This window comes from Prevotella marseillensis (genome assembly GCF_900625065.1).
Lineage (GTDB): Bacteria > Bacteroidota > Bacteroidia > Bacteroidales > Bacteroidaceae > Prevotella > Prevotella rara.
Window position 1 is genome coordinate 889,791 of record NZ_UYXY01000001.1, and the last position, 15,746, is coordinate 905,536.

Here is a 15,746-nt window from a genome sequence, read left to right on the forward strand (position 1 = left end):
TTAATATGAATGTTTTTGTATGAACAATAAAAGTTTTATTTCTGAGTTGTCTCAGAGAATGGGATATACGCAGGATGATACCCAAAAAATGGTGAATACAATAATAGACTCCATGAATGATTGTTTTCAGAAAGGGGATGTTGTGTCTATTCCTAAATTTGGTACTTTTGAAGTAAAAAAACGTCTTGAGAGAATAGTCGTAAATCCGGGAACTAAACAACGCATGCTTGTTCCTCCAAAACTTGTTCTCGGTTTTAAGCCAATAGCATCTCTTAAAGAAAAGGTTAAAAATGGAGGGCAGGGATAATGGCAAAGAATTCGGTACAGGAAATAGCCGCTGTGATAGCAGGCAAGCATGGGTTGTCGCAGCAGGATGCTGAGGCTTTTGTCTCTTCGTTTTTTGATTTGATAAATGAAGGTCTGCACAGCGAAAAAGCAGTTAAAGTAAAAGGATTAGGCACATTTAAAGTTATTGATGTTCGTGAGAGAGAAAGTGTAAATGTAAATACAGGAGAGCGTGTATTGATAGAGAGTCACGCCAAAATAACTTTTACTGCAGATCCTGTTATGCGTGATTTGGTGAATAAGCCTTTTGCGCAGTTTGAAACTGTTGTGTTGAATGACGGGGTTGAACTTGAGGATATGGCAAAGGTACAGACTCCTGACGATTCTGATTTGAAAGATGACGGCATTGATGATGTTGATTCTGAAAATATAAGTGATGAGGTTGATGAGACTAATTCTCAGGAAAGTAATACGGAATCTTTTAATATCATTAATAGCAACTACGATTTGCCTCAATTTGAGCAAGGTCGGTCGGATAACCAGGATTGTATTAGTGGCAAAGATTTAGAAGAAGAGACTGCATCTGGAAATACAGAAAATTCTGCTAGACCTATAAGTGGGCAAAATGACGACAAGGATTATTCAGAGCAGAATGCAGGTGGCTTGAATGATGATGATATTGCTACTGATTCAAAGCATGTAGATTTAGCTGTTGAGGATAAAAATGAAGAGGAGGCAGGGACGTCAATTATTTGTGATAATGAAGATGAAGTAGGTTCGCAAAATTGTGTACAAGATTCTGAAAATGTACCTGAAGGAGAAATTCAAACAGGACAGACAGAAAATGTTGAACCTGAAAGGTTTGCTAATAAAACCATAGAACAATTTGTCGCAACCGGTCGTATAGACGAAGTTCACGATGATTCTGACGTACAAAAAATACACAGCAAATCAGGCATGGCCTGGTATTATTGGGTCTTTTTAATGTTGGTTGTTGCAGCCTTGGCTTTTTGGGGCGGTATCTATTGGAATGAAAGTAATACTAAGCCTGTGATAAAATATGTTACAATAAAGCAACCTCTTGCGTCTGCCAATATAGGTGTTGCCGATACGATGGCGAATAATGATTCTGTTAAATCTGCTGATAATAAGTTGAAGCAGAATTTACATGATTCGATAAACGTAAATAAAAATACGATAGAGAAGTCTGAAAGAGAAGGGAATGTGCCAACAAGACCATCTTCAGCTACTGTTGAAAGAGCGGATTTGAAAAATGCAGCAACTGCAGTCAGAACCGGCGCTTATCGTATTGTGGGCACAGACAGAGTGGTTACGGTAAAGAAAGGCGAGACTTTGAGCAAAATTTCAAGGTTCTATCTTGGTGAAGGTATGGAATGCTATATAATGGTTCATAATGGAACTTCTGATATAAGGGAAGGTATGCGACTGAAAATACCAAAATTGGTGAGCAAAAAGAAGGAATAGTCACGATAACTTGTCTTAGTATTTTTATTCAAAAATAACGATATTGGCAGTTTGGGAGCTGATATGAGTTTTTATAAGATAATAAGCATTTCTCAATCTGTGTAAATAGTTTTACATTTGTATGAATAGTTAATATTGATTTCTGTCTTGAATCAGTTTTATCCGTATGGGATATTCTGGGAAAGACAGAAATCAATCTGTTTTGTTGTAATGATATGGTTTAATATTGTCATTCTGAATAATATTGAAGTAGTCTCGTTTGTGCTATTGATATGGATAAAGCGCTTTATATTATAGACATAATAAAGTAATAAGAAACTTTTTTAATATTATTTAGTCCCAAATTTTCGCACATCAATTCATAATGTAGTATTTTTGCGGGTAAAATAAGTGTAACAATAAAATTTGGAATTATGGCAGAATCTATAGATATCCGCGAGTTGAATATCTTGATAGAACAAAAAAGCTCTTTTGTAGCTAACATCACAGCGGGTATGAACCGTGTTATTGTAGGACAAAAACATTTGGTTGATACACTTTTAATAGGACTACTTAGCGATGGACATATATTGTTAGAAGGTGTACCTGGATTGGCTAAAACACTGGCTATTAAAACATTGTCTCAACTTATCGATTCAGAATACAGCCGTATACAGTTTACCCCCGATCTTTTGCCGGCCGATGTAATCGGTACAATGATTTATTCTCAGAAAGATGAGAAATTTCAGGTAAAGAAAGGTCCAGTATTTGCGAACTTTGTATTGGCGGATGAAATAAACCGAGCTCCAGCAAAGGTACAGAGTGCTTTACTTGAAGCAATGCAGGAGCATCAGGTAACAATTGGAAGTACGACTTTCAGTTTGCCGAATCCTTTTTTGGTAATGGCAACACAGAACCCGATAGAACAGGAAGGTACTTATCCTCTGCCAGAGGCTCAGGTTGACCGCTTTATGCTTAAAGTAATAATAGATTATCCTACACTTGAAGAGGAAAAACTCATTATACGAGAAAATCTTGCAGGTTCGCTTCCGAAGGTAACTCCGGTTATTACTGCCGATGATATTGTTGAGGCACGTAAGGTCGTTGAAAAGGTGTATATTGATGAAAAGATAGAACAATATATTGCTGATATCGTATTTGCCTCAAGATATCCTGACAGATACGGACTATCACAATTGAAGGATTTGATTACTTTCGGTGGCAGTCCACGTGCAAGTATTAATTTGGCTAGAGCATCACGTGCATATGCTTTTATCAAGAGACGCGGATATGTTATTCCTGAAGACGTACGAGCAATAGCCCATGATGTTTTACGTCATAGAATCGGTTTGTCTTACGAAGCAGAGGCTACTAATGTTACAAGTGAAGAAATTATAAGTGATATAATTAATAAGGTGGAGGTTCCTTGATGGATACCCAGAACATTCTCAAAAAAGTTAGAAAAATCGAGATAAAGGCTCGCGGACTCAGCAATAATATATTTGCCGGGCAATATCATTCTGCCTTTAAAGGGCGTGGTATGGCCTTTAGTGAGGTGCGTGATTATCAGTATGGTGATGATATACGTGATATAGACTGGAATGTTTCTGCGCGTTTTCATAAACCTTATGTCAAAGTATATGAGGAAGAGCGTGAACTTACGGTAATGCTTTTGATAGATGTCAGTGGCTCCTTAGATTTCGGAACACAGAAAACAACGAAAAAGGAGATGGTGGCAGAAATCGCAGCAACACTTGCTTTCAGTGCCATACAGAACAACGATAAAATAGGAGTTGTATTCTTTTCTGATAAAATAGAAAAATATATCCCTCCGAAAAAGGGTCGTAAGCATATACTTTTTATAATTCGTGAGATGCTGGATTTTCATCCTGAAAGTAAAAAGACGGATTTGAAAAAGGCTGTTGAGTTTCTCACAAGTGTGTTAAAACGTAGATGTACAGCATTTATTATGAGTGACTTCTACACGCACACCGATTTTGAAAACGCATTAACAATATGCAACCGTAAGCATGATGTAGTTGCTTTGCAAGTATATGACCCACGTGCCAAGTCTCTTCCTGATGTAGGTCTGATAAAAGTTTGTGATGCAGAGACCGGACATGAGATGTATATAGATACGAGCGACAAGCGATTGCGTGATGCTCATTATTCGTATTGGCTCAATAGACAAAAGGAACTAAGTTCTATATTTAATAAAAGCAATGTAGATAATATATCTATTGCGACTGACCAGGATTATGTAAAATCATTGATGCAACTGTTTGCCATGCGTAGTTAATAAAACATGTGCTGCGGTTAAATTGATTATTCATGATTAAATGAAACGTATTATTTGTATTATATCATTAGTGGCTTGTGTCTTAGGCCTATATGCTCAGGTGTCTGTCGAGTCAAAAATAGATTCGATAGAGATTCTTATTGGTGAACAGACAGATGTTGTGTTGACTGTAACAGCCAAGGAAGGAGCTGTTATTAAAATGCCTGTGTTTAAGCCTTCACAGTATATAACGCCAGGCGTTGAAGTGTTGTCTGATTCAAAGGCTGATACTTCACAATTGGATAATAATATTATTAAAGTAACAAAGCGTTATACTTTGACTTCTTTTGACGAGAATCTGTATTATATTCCGCCAATGAAGGTGACCGTTGATGGTAAAAAATATCAGAGCAAAAGTCTTGCCCTTAAGGTGTTGACTGTTCCTGTTGATACATTGCATCCTGAAAAGTTCTTTCCGCCAAAGGATGTACAGAATAATCCGTTTCAGTGGGAAGATTGGGCTTCTCCTTTTTGGTTTAGTGTGTTGTTTGTTCTTATGGGAGTGCTCGCATATTATTTGTGGACACGTCTTAAGGAAAATAAACCGGTTATTGCACGTGTGCGAATAGTGAAAAAAGTATTGCCTCACCAAAAGGCTTTAAGTGAAATAGAGCATATTAAGTCTGATCGTCGATTGATGTCTGAAGATCAAAAAGCTTACTACACACTTCTTACGGATGTGTTGCGTAAGTACATCAAAGAGCGTTTCGGATTTAATGCAATGGAGATGACAAGTTCTGAGATTATAACAAGACTGCAAAACGAGAACGACAAGAAAATGGTAGACGAATTGAAGGAACTTTTCGTTACGGCAGACCTTGTTAAATTTGCCAAATATTCGACACTTATTAATGAGAATGACGCCAACTTGGTAAATGCAATAGAATTTATTAATACAACTAAGGTAGAAAATCAGCCTGTTGTTGAGCGAATAGAACCTAAACTTACAGAAACAGATAAACGTAATATGCGTTCAAGGACTATCTTGAAGGTTTCAATAATAGCTCTTGTGGTAGTAAGTATTTCGCTTTTGGCTCTTGCAATATATCAAGTTAGTTTGTTGATATAGGAGACTATAAATTATGGAATTTGTCAATAAAGAATATTTCTTGTTGTTGCTGTTGCTCATACCTTATTTAATTTGGTATTTGCTTCATAGAAAGACGAGTGAGCCTACGATGCGCATGAGTGATACACATGCATATCAGTATGCCCCGAAAAGTCTGCGTGTGCGCTTGATGTGGCTACCTATGTTATTGCGCATTATTGTTTTTGTGCTTGTTGTTGTAATTTTAGCTCGTCCTCAAACTCATAGTAATTGGGGTAGTCGTACAGTAGAAGGTATTGATATAATGTTGGCGATGGACGTCTCCACAAGTATGCTTGCTGAAGATCTGAAGCCAAATCGTATTGAAGCGGCTAAGAGTGTCGCATCAGAGTTTATCTCTGGGCGTCCTGATGATAATATAGGTCTTACCATTTTTGCCGGTGAAGCATTTACACAATGCCCAATGACAACAGATCATACGTCATTGATAAATTTATTGCAGAATGTGCGTACAGATATAGCTGCAAGGGGATTGATAGAGGATGGTACCGCAATAGGCATGGGATTGGCAAATGCTGTAAGTCGCTTAAAAGACAGTAAAACAAAAAGTAAGGTTGTTATTTTGTTGACAGACGGAAGTAATAATCGTGGAGATATTTCTCCGTTGACAGCTGCTAATATTGCTAAGAGTTTAGGGATACGTGTATATACAATAGCAATTGGAAGCAAGACAATGGCTCCATACCCTATGCAGGTTGCCGGTACGATTCAGTATGTCAATATGAGGGCAGATGTTGATGTGAAAACCTTAAGCGAGATAGCCTCTACTGCAGACGGACAATTTTATCGTGCAACAAATACAGCTGAATTGAAAAAGATATATAAGGATATTGATAAGTTGGAAAAGACAAAGATGGACGTAAAAAAGTTTTCCAAGAGGTATGATGTATATCAGCCATTTGCATTGGCTGCTTTAATCGTATTTTTATTGGAAATACTGTTGAGATTGACTGTCTTTCGTCGTATTCCATAATAAATTAAATATAAGGTTATGTTCAGATTTGAAAATCCTGCCTTTCTATATTTGCTTATAATTATTCCGGTTATTATCGTAATACGATTGCTGGAGATGCGTAAACGTAAGCTTAAGCTGAAAAAGTTTGGTGATTTGTCCTTACTAAAGCAGCTCATGCCTGACGTTTCGTCATCCCGTAAGTCGTTGAAATTCTGGCTGATGATAGCGGCTTTGGCGTTGTTGATAGTTATGTTGGCACGTCCGCAGATGGGAACAAAGATAAGTCAAGAAAAACGTAAAGGTATAGAAGTTATAATTTCATTGGATATTAGTAACTCAATGAGAGCTGAAGATGTTGTTCCGTCAAGATTGGATAAGAGTAAGATGCTTGTAGAAAACATGGTTGACAATTTTACAAATGATAAAGTTGGGCTTGTTGTTTTTGCAGGTGACGCTTTTATTCAATTGCCTATTACAAGTGATTATGTGTCTGCAAAGATGTTTTTACAGAATACAGATCCTTCATTGATAGCAACTCAGGGTACTGATCTGGCTGGAGCTATAGAGTTGAGCTCAAAAAGTTTTACCCAGCAAGATAAGGTCGGACGTGCAATATTGATTATAACTGATGGTGAAGATCACGAAGGAGGAGCTATTGAGGCAGCAGAAAAGGCACGTAAGAATGGCATTAGGGTTTTTGTCCTTGGAGTTGGTTCAACAAAAGGTTCACCAGTGCCAGACGGTAATGGCGGTTATATGAAAGATAATTCAGGTCAGGAGGTGATATCTGCTCTTAATGAAGAAATGTGTAAGCAGGTTGCTCAAGCTGGTGGAGGCGCATACATACATGTTGATAATACAAGTCTTGCACAGCGCCAGCTTAATGATGAATTAACGAAACTTCAGAAGGGTGATATTTCTAGTGTCGTTTATAGTGAATATGATGAACAGTTTCAGGCCGTAGGAATATTGGTGCTTATTCTTCTGATTATTGAAATGTTGATTCTTGAGCGCAAGAACCCATTCTTCAAGAAAATAAAGCTGTTTAAATAAAAAATAGATAAAATCTGCAATAAGTTAATATGATAAAACATCTTTTATTAATTATATTACTGGGGATATCCATAGATTCAATAGCACAGACAGATCGTCAGTTTGTGCGTGATGGAAATCGCTTGTATCACAAAAAGGCTTATGACAAGGCGGAAGTAATGTATAGAAAAGCTATTTCTAAAAATCCAGCCAATTCACAGGCTATTTATAATTTGGGATGTGCTCTTATGATGCAGAGTAAAGACTCTGCTGCTGTAGTGCAATATCTTAATGCGGCAAAAATAGAAAAAAATAAGCAAAGATTGGCTCTTGTATATCATAATATAGGAGTAATCTGTCAAAATCATAGAATGTATGGTGAGGCAATCAAAGCTTACGAACAGTCTTTGCGAAATAATCCGAAAGACAATGAAACACGCTATAATTTAGCTCTTTGTAAAAGATTGCAGAAGAAACAGGGCAATAAGAACAATCAGAACAAGAAGCAAGAAAAGGATAATAAAAATAAGCAGGACGGCAAGGATAAGCAGAACGATAAAGAAAAAGATAAAAATAAAGGTCAGGACAATCAGGCAAAGCCTAAAGAGGAGCAGATGAGCAAGGATAATGCAGAGCAGCTGCTTAATGCTGCAATGCAGAGTGAGAAGGCAACACAGCAGCGAATGAAGAAGGCTTTACAGAAGCCAAGTTCTCGTCGCTTGCAGAAAAACTGGTAATAATGATAAATTAGAAGTTTGTATTTATGAAAAGATATTTATTGATATTACAGCTATGTTTATTCTGTGTAATTGTATCAAATGCACAGAAACTTATAGTTAATGCACCTTCACGTGTTTCTGCAGGCGAAAATTTTAGGTTGACATATACAGTTAGTACCCAGAATGTTAGTGATTTTCGTTTGGGAAGTGTGCCTGAGGCTTTGGAAGTTATAACTGGTCCATACACATCTTCTCAATCAAGTTTTCAGATGATAAACGGTCATACAAGCAGTACTTCATCTGTTACTTATACTTTTATATTGTGCGCTTCAAAGAATGGTACTTTCACAATATCTCCTGCACATGTCGTTGCTAACGGAAGACGGTTAGCATCTAAAGCAGTGAAGATCACTGTTTCAGGGGCAAGTCAAAGTGGTAATGGCTCGCCACGTATGCATGATGATTCTGATAATCAACCTCGTTTGAGAGAAGCCGGCACGCCTATTCAAGGTGGAGATTTGTTTATAAAAGTAAGTGCAAACAAGCGACGTGTACATGAGCAAGAACCAGTCCTGCTTACATATAAGGTTTATACATTAGTTGATTTGACTGAACTTGAGGGCAAAATGCCTGACCTTACAGGTTTTCACACGCAAGAAATACCGCTTCCACAACAAAAGTCGTATCATATAGAACGCGTAAATGGAAGAGCTTATAGGTGTGTGACTTGGAGTCAATATGTTATGTATCCGCAAATGACGGGTAAGTTTGAAATTCCGAGCATTACATTTACTGGTACCGTTATTCAGCAAAATCGTAATGTTGATCCTTTTGAAGCATTTCTGAATGGAGGTTCTGGATATATAGAGGTCAAGAAAAAAATTAAAGCACCAGGTGTGACCATACAGGTGGATCCTTTACCAAAACGTCCGGCTAATTTTTCCGGTGGTGTAGGTAAGTTTAACATTAGTGCACAGATAAGTAAGAAAGAGATAAAGGCTAATGAGCCTGTGACTATTCGTGTTGTTGTCGGCGGTATTGGAAACTTGAAGCTGATAAAGCAACCTGTTGTCAATTTCCCAAAGGATTTTGATAAATATGATGCAAAGATAACAGATAAGACAAAGTTGACTTCAAATGGAGTAGAAGGCAACATGATATATGATTTCTTGGCGGTTCCTCGTAATCAAGGTAAATATGAGATTCCGGCTGTAGAATTTACTTATTATGATGTGTCTACCAACTCATATAAGACGATTAAAACACAGTCATTTAAACTTGATGTTGCTAAAGGTGACGGCAGCGCAGGACTTTCTGCGGATTACAGTGACCTCAAAAACCAGGACATACATCCAATCAAGGAAGGTGATGTGGAAATTCAAGATTTGACAGATATATTTTATGGGTCAACATCTTATTGGGTGATATTGTCAGTGTTGTTTGCCATGTTTGCCGGAGTATTGATTCTTTTCCGCAAGCGTGCTATAAACAATGCAAATATTACAGATTTAAAGAAGAAAAAAGCAAACCGTATCGCGACAAAACGCTTAAAGTATGCAAGCCAGTTGATGGCTGCAAATGAACATGAGAAATTCTATGATGAAGTATTGAGAACTTTGTGGGGATATGTAAGTGCAAAATTGAATATTCCTGTAGAAAGGCTTTCAAAAGACAATATTTCAGAGAATCTTATGTCTAAAGACATCGATGAGAATACAATTTCGATGTTTATCCATGCTATTGACGAATGTGAATATAATCGTTATGCGCCAGGAGATATAAAAGGTAATATGAATCAGACTTTTGAAACAGCAATGTCAGCAATAATAAAAATAGAAAATACATTGAGTGGCTCAAAGAAAAATAGTTCAAAAAGGTTTCTAGTATTTCTTGTGCTATTTTGTATCTGTACATCAGTTGGTGCTGTAACAAAGAAGAATGCTGATGATGAGTATAAAAAAGGCCATTATCAGCAGGCAATTAAAGATTATGAGGAACTTCTGAAGAAAGGGCCTAGCGTTGAGTTGTATTATAATTTGGGCAATTCGTATTATCGTACAGACAATATAACTCGAGCAGTCTTGAATTATGAACGCGCTTTGCTGTTGGCTCCTGGAGATGCTGATATACGTTTCAATCTTCAGATGGCACGTTCAAAGACGATTGATAAGATTACGCCGAAGTCGGAGATGTTTTTTGTGACATGGTACAAGTCGTTGGTTAATCTTGCAAGCGTTGACCAATGGGCAAGTATTGCTATCGTTTGCATTGTTGTTGCATTAATTTCTGTTTTGATTTATTTGTTTGCTCCTAAACTTGTGTTGCGTAAAGCTGGTTTTTATAGTGCTGTTGTATTTGTTTTGGTTTTTGTTTTCAGTAATATTTTTGCTTATGAGCAAAAGCAGATATTGACAAATAGAACCGGAGCAATCGTGATATCGCCATCAGCTGGCTTGCGTAAGACCCCTGTGGCAAACAGTGAGGCAACGGTCATAGTCCATGAAGGCAGTCGTGTTGAGATAATAGATGACACCATGAAGGACTGGAAGCAGGTTGAACTTGAAGATGGACGTGAAGGGTGGATTTTGAATTCACAAATAGAACGAATATAAGACAAATAAAGTTATTAATTGATTAAATGCAGACATTAATAGAGATAGACCGCGAAATTCTTTCCTTTTTTAATGGAAGCGAATCATTGTTTCTTGACAATCTGGCTGTAATCCTTACGTCAGGATTGACATGGATACCGCTTTATCTCTCTTTATTATATGTTGTGATAAAGAATAATGAGACGATGAAGCAGATAATGCTTATTGTCGGGAGCGTTATTTTGTGTATAATATTGTCGGACGGTCTTACGGATTTTATTGTTAAGCCTTTCGTTGCACGTTACAGGCCATCATGGGATCCTTTCGTAAAATATACAATTGACATAGTTAATGGGATGCGTGATACTCAGTATGGTTTCTTCTCGGCCCATGCTTCAAATACATTCTGTATAGCAATGTTTTTCTCATTGCTTATACGTAATAGAACATTTACTGTGGCAATTATATTGTGGTCTTTGGTAAATTGTTGGACGAGAATGTACTTGGGACTTCATTATCCTGGAGATATAATTGTAGGTCTTACATGGGGAGCAATCGTTGGAATGATTGTTTATTTCTTATATATTAAAGCATATCTACGTATGCATCCCGGGTTTAATTATATTTCCACACAATATTCTTCAACTGGATACAACTATGTTGATATCAACATTGTTGTGTTAGTTTTAGTTTTAACATTGGTTTATTCCATAATAAGAGCATTGATATTTTAGATTTTCACAAAAAGATGGATACAAAACATATTAGGATTAAGGATTTTAATTATGATTTGCCAGAATCACGTATAGCAAAATTTCCTGTTGCCATGCGTGACCATAGCAAACTTTTAATATACGACAAAGGTAAAGTTTCTGAAGATGTCTTTTATAATATAACAGATTATTTGCCTAAAGGCTCGCTGATGATATTTAATAACACACGAGTTATCAAGGCGCGAATACATTTCAGAAAGGAAACAGGAGCCATTATTGAAGTTTTTTTACTAGAACCGGCTGAACCTGCTGACTATGAGCAGATGTTTCAGACAAATGGCTCATGTTCTTGGCTTTGTCTTGTCGGTAATCTTAAGAAATGGAAAGAAGGGGCGCTTAAGCGTGTCTTTGATATAAAAGGAATACAAGTAACGCTTACTGCAACTTATCGTCAGGAACATGGGACAAGTCATTGGATCGACTTTGCGTGGGATAATAAGGATATAACATTTGCGGATATTCTTGAGAATGTGGGTGAACTGCCAATACCGCCATATCTTAAACGTGATACTCAAGAGAGCGACAAGGTTACTTATCAGACAGTGTATTCAAAGATAAAGGGCAGTGTTGCAGCCCCAACCGCCGGTCTGCATTTTACTGAAGATGTACTTAAGGCAATTGATGATAAAGGTATTGAGCGTGAAGAACTTACTCTTCATGTTGGAGCCGGAACGTTTAAACCTGTAAAGAGTGAAGAGATAGCCGGACATAACATGCATACCGAATATATCTGCGTGCTTAAATCAACATTAAAGAAGCTAATAGAGCACAATGCATGTGCTGTGGCTGTTGGTACGACAAGCGTAAGAACTCTTGAAAGTCTTTATTATGTAGGTGTGCGTTTGAGCAAAAATCCGGATTTGAAAGAAGAACAGTTACATATAGATCAGTGGGAGCCTTATGAAACACAGACAGACTTGTCGCCTGTAGAGGCTTTGCAAAATATAGTAGACTATCTTGACCGTAACGGACAGAATTCTTTCCATGGAAGCACACAGATAATTATTGCTCCGGGTTATGAGTATAAGATTGTAAAAATGTTGGTCACCAATTTCCATCAGCCTCAAAGTACTTTACTTTTGCTTGTCAGTGCTTTTGTTCATGGCGACTGGAAAACTATATATAATTATGCCTTGAGCCATGATTTCAGGTTCTTGAGTTATGGTGACAGTTCTTTGTTGATTCCTTAACATAATAAAAACGATTAACGATGAAAATAGGAGATAAAGTAAGGTTCTTGAGTGAAGTTGGAGGCGGTGTCGTTGCCGGCTTTCAGGGTAAGAATATTGTTCTTGTAGAGGACGAAGACGGTTTCCAGATACCAACAAGTATAACTGACGTTGTTGTGATAGACAATGACGACTATAATATAAAGCATGATGTTCAGAATGTCAGTACGGTTAAGGATGAAGACGAAGATTATGATCCCGCCGACAGACCTGTAACTTTCACTGCACAGCCTGAAGAGCGAAAAGGTGGAGATGCGTTGTCTGTTTATCTTGGCTTTGTGCCGGTTGACATAAAAGAGATAACTAACACAAAGTTTGAGGTTTATTTGATTAACGACAGCAATTATTATATTGATTTTACTTACCTTACTGTTGAAGGTACAAGTTGGAATTTACGTTCTAAAGGAACTGTTGAACCTAACACAAAGTTGTTTATAGAGGAATTCGGACGTGAAGTGTTGAATGAACTTGAGCGTGTTGCCGTACAGTTTGTAGCATATAAGAAAGATAAAGGATTCCTGCTTAAACCTGCTGTTGATGCTCAGCTTCGTATAGATACTGTAAAATTCTATAAATTGCATACATTCCAGGAGAATGACTTCTTTGAGCAGTCTGCATTAATTTATACTTTGATTGAGAACGACAAGCCCGTACGTCCACTTGTAGTTGACGCAAAAAAACTTAAAATGGAGATGGCTCGAAAGGCATCAGATGATAACAAACCGAGAGCTGTTGTTCAGAATGCGCGCAAGAAGTCAAAAGACGAACCTGTTGTTGTTGACTTGCATGCTAACGAGCTTCTTGATACAACTGCAGGAATGTCTGCTGCAGATATACTTAACTATCAGCTTGATGTATTCAGAAAGACCATGGACAGCTATATGGGCAAACATGGTGTCAAGATAGTTTTTATACACGGAAAGGGTGAAGGAGTGTTGCGTCATGCGGTGATTCACGAACTCAACTACCGCTACAAGAATTGCTCTTATCAAGATGCTTCGTTTCAAGAGTATGGCTATGGAGCTACTCAGGTCACTATAAAGTAATAATACAAAAAAGGATTTACATGCAAAACGGATTTATTAAAGTGGCGGCAGCCATACCTTCGGTTAAAGTAGCCGACTGCTCATATAACGTGCAGCAGATTGAGAGTCTTATAGCCATGGCAGAAGGAAAGGGTGTTGAGGTGATTGTTTTTCCGGAACTTTGTATTACCGGTTACACTTGCCAGGATCTGTTTAAACAGACACTTCTTTTAGAGCAGGCAGAAACTTCTGTTCTCATGTTGCTCGATTTCACCCGTAAGCTGGATATAATCAGTATTGTAGGTGTGCCTGTAGTTGTTGGCGATTTGCTGTTGAATTGTGCTGCAGTGATACAAAAAGGCGATTTGCTTGGGCTTGTTCCGAAGACATATCTTCCTAATTATAGTGAGTTTTATGAAAAGCGTTGGTTTGCTTCGTCACAAGATTTGCAGCCTTCTGAAATTCGTTTTGCAGGCAATAAGATTGTGGTTACGCCTCAGCCGACACTGTTCCGGACATGCGACGGAGCCATGTTTGGCGTGGAGATATGTGAAGATGTGTGGGCTCCGGTGCCTCCTAGCTGTAATCTTGCGCTCTCTGGTGCAGACATCATATTCAATCTTTCAGCCAGTGATGAGCTTATCGGTAAGCACGACTATCTTAAGGGACTGTTGGCTCAGCAGAGTGCACGTATGATTTCTGGCTATGTTTACAGTGGTTGTGGATTTGGCGAAAGCACTCAGGATGTGGTCTACGGAGGAAATGCCATTGCTTATGAAAATGGTCAGCTTCTTGCTGAAAGTGAACGTTTTGCTCTTGATTCTCAGCTGATAATTACCCAGATAGATGTAGAGAAAATTCGTAACGAACGTCGCACCAACAGCACTTATATAAATGCCCAGCGTGGACATGATTCGCGTATCGTAAATGCTCATACTGTGATGCCGCGTGACTTTGAACTTATACGTGATGTTGATCCTCATCCATTTATTCCGAAGACTAACGACATGGAAAAAAGCTGTGATGAGATATTCTCAATACAAGTGGCCGGATTAGCCAAACGTCTTGTTCATACAGGATGCAAGACTGTTGTTGTTGGTATTAGCGGAGGTCTCGACAGTACATTGGCTTTGCTTGTATGTGTAAGAACATTTGACAAGCTGCAATTGTCGCGCAAGGGTATTGTAGGCGTAACTATGCCTGGCTTTGGAACAACAGACCGCACATATAACAATGCAGTAAATCTGATGAAAAGTCTTGGCATCACATTGCGTGAAATCAGTATTGCCGATGCAGTAAAACAACATTTCAATGACATTGGTCATGACATTAACGTGCATGATGTTACTTATGAGAACAGTCAGGCGCGTGAGCGCACTCAGATTCTTATGGATCTCAGCAATCAGCTAGGTGCTTTGGTTATAGGTACAGGCGACCTTTCTGAGCTTGCCTTAGGCTGGGCTACATATAACGGTGACCATATGAGTATGTATGGAGTGAATGCCGGTGTTCCTAAAACGTTGATAAAATATCTTGTCAAGTTTGTTGCTATGAGTGAAGACCGCGATGAAACACGAAGCATACTTCTGGATATAATTGACACTCCTATAAGTCCAGAACTTATACCGGCCGATGAGGCTGGCAACATAACACAGAAGACGGAGGATCTTGTAGGGCCTTATGAACTTCATGATTTCTTCTTATATCATATAATACGTTTTGGTTATCGTCCGTCAAAGATTTTTATGCTTGCACGTAAAGCTTTCGACGGAAGTAATCCTGAAGCTCCTTTCTATGATGATGAAACGATAAAGAAATGGCTTACAATATTTTTGCGCCGTTTCTTCAATCAGCAGTTTAAGCGTTCTTGTCTGCCTGACGGACCTAAAGTCGGGAGCGTAAGTCTTAGTCCGCGCGGCGACTGGCGTATGCCGAGTGATGCTTCGTCTGCATTATGGCTTAAAGAATGTGAGCAGATTTAGGAATTGGCCGACATATTAAAGCTGGCAAATTTGTTGTTGAATATGTCAGTTATGTGAAATAAGGCGTGCAGTTTGTCTATATGCAACTGTTCGCCTTATTTTTTTCTCGGTACTTTTCATACATTGATTATTGTTTGTTTTGAGTGGGTTTTTAGTTCTTTATGTTGGTAGAAATATTATTTTGACACCATTTCAAAATTGTTTTTTTTGTAAATATTTTCTACCATTCAAATAGAAAACTATTT

The 15,746-nt window shown here is 38.0% G+C and carries 13 protein-coding genes; all 13 read left to right on the forward strand.

Features of this window, described 5'->3' with window-relative positions; translation table 11 throughout:
- Nucleotides 1-19: 19 nt before the first annotated feature.
- The 13 genes from EJL04_RS03785 (at nt 20) to EJL04_RS03845 (ending at nt 15,501) form a co-directional block, all read left to right on the forward strand.
- Entirely contained in the window at nt 20-307 is a 288-nt protein-coding gene (locus EJL04_RS03785; RefSeq protein ID WP_021854947.1) for an HU family DNA-binding protein, read from the forward strand.
- Entirely contained in the window at nt 307-1,770 is a 1,464-nt protein-coding gene (locus tag EJL04_RS03790; protein ID WP_125104102.1) for an HU family DNA-binding protein, read from the forward strand. Before EJL04_RS03785 ends, EJL04_RS03790 begins: the two co-directional genes overlap by 1 nt.
- Nucleotides 1,771-2,183: 413 nt before the next feature.
- Nucleotides 2,184-3,179 carry an AAA family ATPase gene (locus tag EJL04_RS03795; RefSeq protein ID WP_125104103.1) on the forward strand — a complete coding sequence of 332 codons (996 nt, stop codon included), beginning with the start codon at nt 2,184-2,186 and terminating at the stop codon, nt 3,177-3,179.
- Complete coding sequence (locus EJL04_RS03800; RefSeq protein WP_125104104.1) at nt 3,179-4,048, forward strand: DUF58 domain-containing protein; 870 nt, start codon at nt 3,179-3,181, stop codon at nt 4,046-4,048. The genes EJL04_RS03795 and EJL04_RS03800 overlap by 1 nt, the downstream gene beginning before the upstream one ends.
- A 40-nt stretch (nt 4,049-4,088) precedes the next feature.
- A complete protein-coding gene (locus EJL04_RS03805) occupies nt 4,089-5,156 on the forward strand; it encodes a BatD family protein (RefSeq protein ID WP_021854943.1) in 1,068 nt (355 codons plus the stop codon).
- Between the two features lie 13 nt (nt 5,157-5,169).
- The gene (locus EJL04_RS03810; protein ID WP_053398023.1) at nt 5,170-6,168 is read left to right on the forward strand and encodes a vWA domain-containing protein; all 999 of its coding nucleotides are present in this window, start codon (nt 5,170-5,172) and stop codon (nt 6,166-6,168) included.
- Between the two features lie 18 nt (nt 6,169-6,186).
- Entirely contained in the window at nt 6,187-7,203 is a 1,017-nt protein-coding gene (locus tag EJL04_RS03815; protein ID WP_125104105.1) for a vWA domain-containing protein, read from the forward strand.
- 29 nt (nt 7,204-7,232) lie between these two features.
- Nucleotides 7,233-7,919, forward strand: coding sequence for a tetratricopeptide repeat protein (locus EJL04_RS03820; RefSeq protein ID WP_021854940.1), 687 nt, complete (start codon nt 7,233-7,235; stop codon nt 7,917-7,919).
- Between the two features lie 26 nt (nt 7,920-7,945).
- Complete coding sequence (locus EJL04_RS03825) at nt 7,946-10,513, forward strand: BatD family protein (RefSeq protein WP_125104106.1); 2,568 nt, start codon at nt 7,946-7,948, stop codon at nt 10,511-10,513.
- A 26-nt stretch (nt 10,514-10,539) separates the two neighbouring features.
- Entirely contained in the window at nt 10,540-11,226 is a 687-nt protein-coding gene (locus EJL04_RS03830) for a phosphatase PAP2 family protein (RefSeq protein WP_021854938.1), read from the forward strand.
- 14 nt (nt 11,227-11,240) lie between these two features.
- The gene (locus EJL04_RS03835; protein ID WP_125104107.1) at nt 11,241-12,455 is read left to right on the forward strand and encodes an S-adenosylmethionine:tRNA ribosyltransferase-isomerase; all 1,215 of its coding nucleotides are present in this window, start codon (nt 11,241-11,243) and stop codon (nt 12,453-12,455) included.
- A 20-nt stretch (nt 12,456-12,475) separates the two neighbouring features.
- Nucleotides 12,476-13,540 (forward strand): DUF2027 domain-containing protein, encoded by a 1,065-nt coding sequence (locus EJL04_RS03840; protein ID WP_021854936.1) that lies wholly within the window; start codon nt 12,476-12,478, stop codon nt 13,538-13,540.
- A gap of 20 nt (nt 13,541-13,560) precedes the next feature.
- On the forward strand, nt 13,561-15,501 hold the full coding sequence (locus EJL04_RS03845) for an NAD(+) synthase (RefSeq protein WP_125104108.1): 1,941 nt from the start codon (nt 13,561-13,563) through the stop codon (nt 15,499-15,501).
- Nucleotides 15,502-15,746 lie beyond the last annotated feature (245 nt).

Coding starts and splice junctions, on each gene's coding strand:
- EJL04_RS03835 (WP_125104107.1), top strand. CDS start 11,241: ATGGATACAAAACATATTAGGATTAAGGATTTTAATTATGATTTGCCA.
- EJL04_RS03805 (WP_021854943.1), top strand. CDS start 4,089: ATGAAACGTATTATTTGTATTATATCATTAGTGGCTTGTGTCTTAGGC.
- EJL04_RS03790 (WP_125104102.1), top strand. CDS start 307: ATGGCAAAGAATTCGGTACAGGAAATAGCCGCTGTGATAGCAGGCAAG.
- EJL04_RS03825 (WP_125104106.1), top strand. CDS start 7,946: ATGAAAAGATATTTATTGATATTACAGCTATGTTTATTCTGTGTAATT.
- EJL04_RS03815 (WP_125104105.1), top strand. CDS start 6,187: ATGTTCAGATTTGAAAATCCTGCCTTTCTATATTTGCTTATAATTATT.
- EJL04_RS03820 (WP_021854940.1), top strand. CDS start 7,233: ATGATAAAACATCTTTTATTAATTATATTACTGGGGATATCCATAGAT.
- EJL04_RS03800 (WP_125104104.1), top strand. CDS start 3,179: ATGGATACCCAGAACATTCTCAAAAAAGTTAGAAAAATCGAGATAAAG.
- EJL04_RS03785 (WP_021854947.1), top strand. CDS start 20: ATGAACAATAAAAGTTTTATTTCTGAGTTGTCTCAGAGAATGGGATAT.
- EJL04_RS03810 (WP_053398023.1), top strand. CDS start 5,170: ATGGAATTTGTCAATAAAGAATATTTCTTGTTGTTGCTGTTGCTCATA.
- EJL04_RS03795 (WP_125104103.1), top strand. CDS start 2,184: ATGGCAGAATCTATAGATATCCGCGAGTTGAATATCTTGATAGAACAA.
- EJL04_RS03840 (WP_021854936.1), top strand. CDS start 12,476: ATGAAAATAGGAGATAAAGTAAGGTTCTTGAGTGAAGTTGGAGGCGGT.
- EJL04_RS03830 (WP_021854938.1), top strand. CDS start 10,540: ATGCAGACATTAATAGAGATAGACCGCGAAATTCTTTCCTTTTTTAAT.
- EJL04_RS03845 (WP_125104108.1), top strand. CDS start 13,561: ATGCAAAACGGATTTATTAAAGTGGCGGCAGCCATACCTTCGGTTAAA.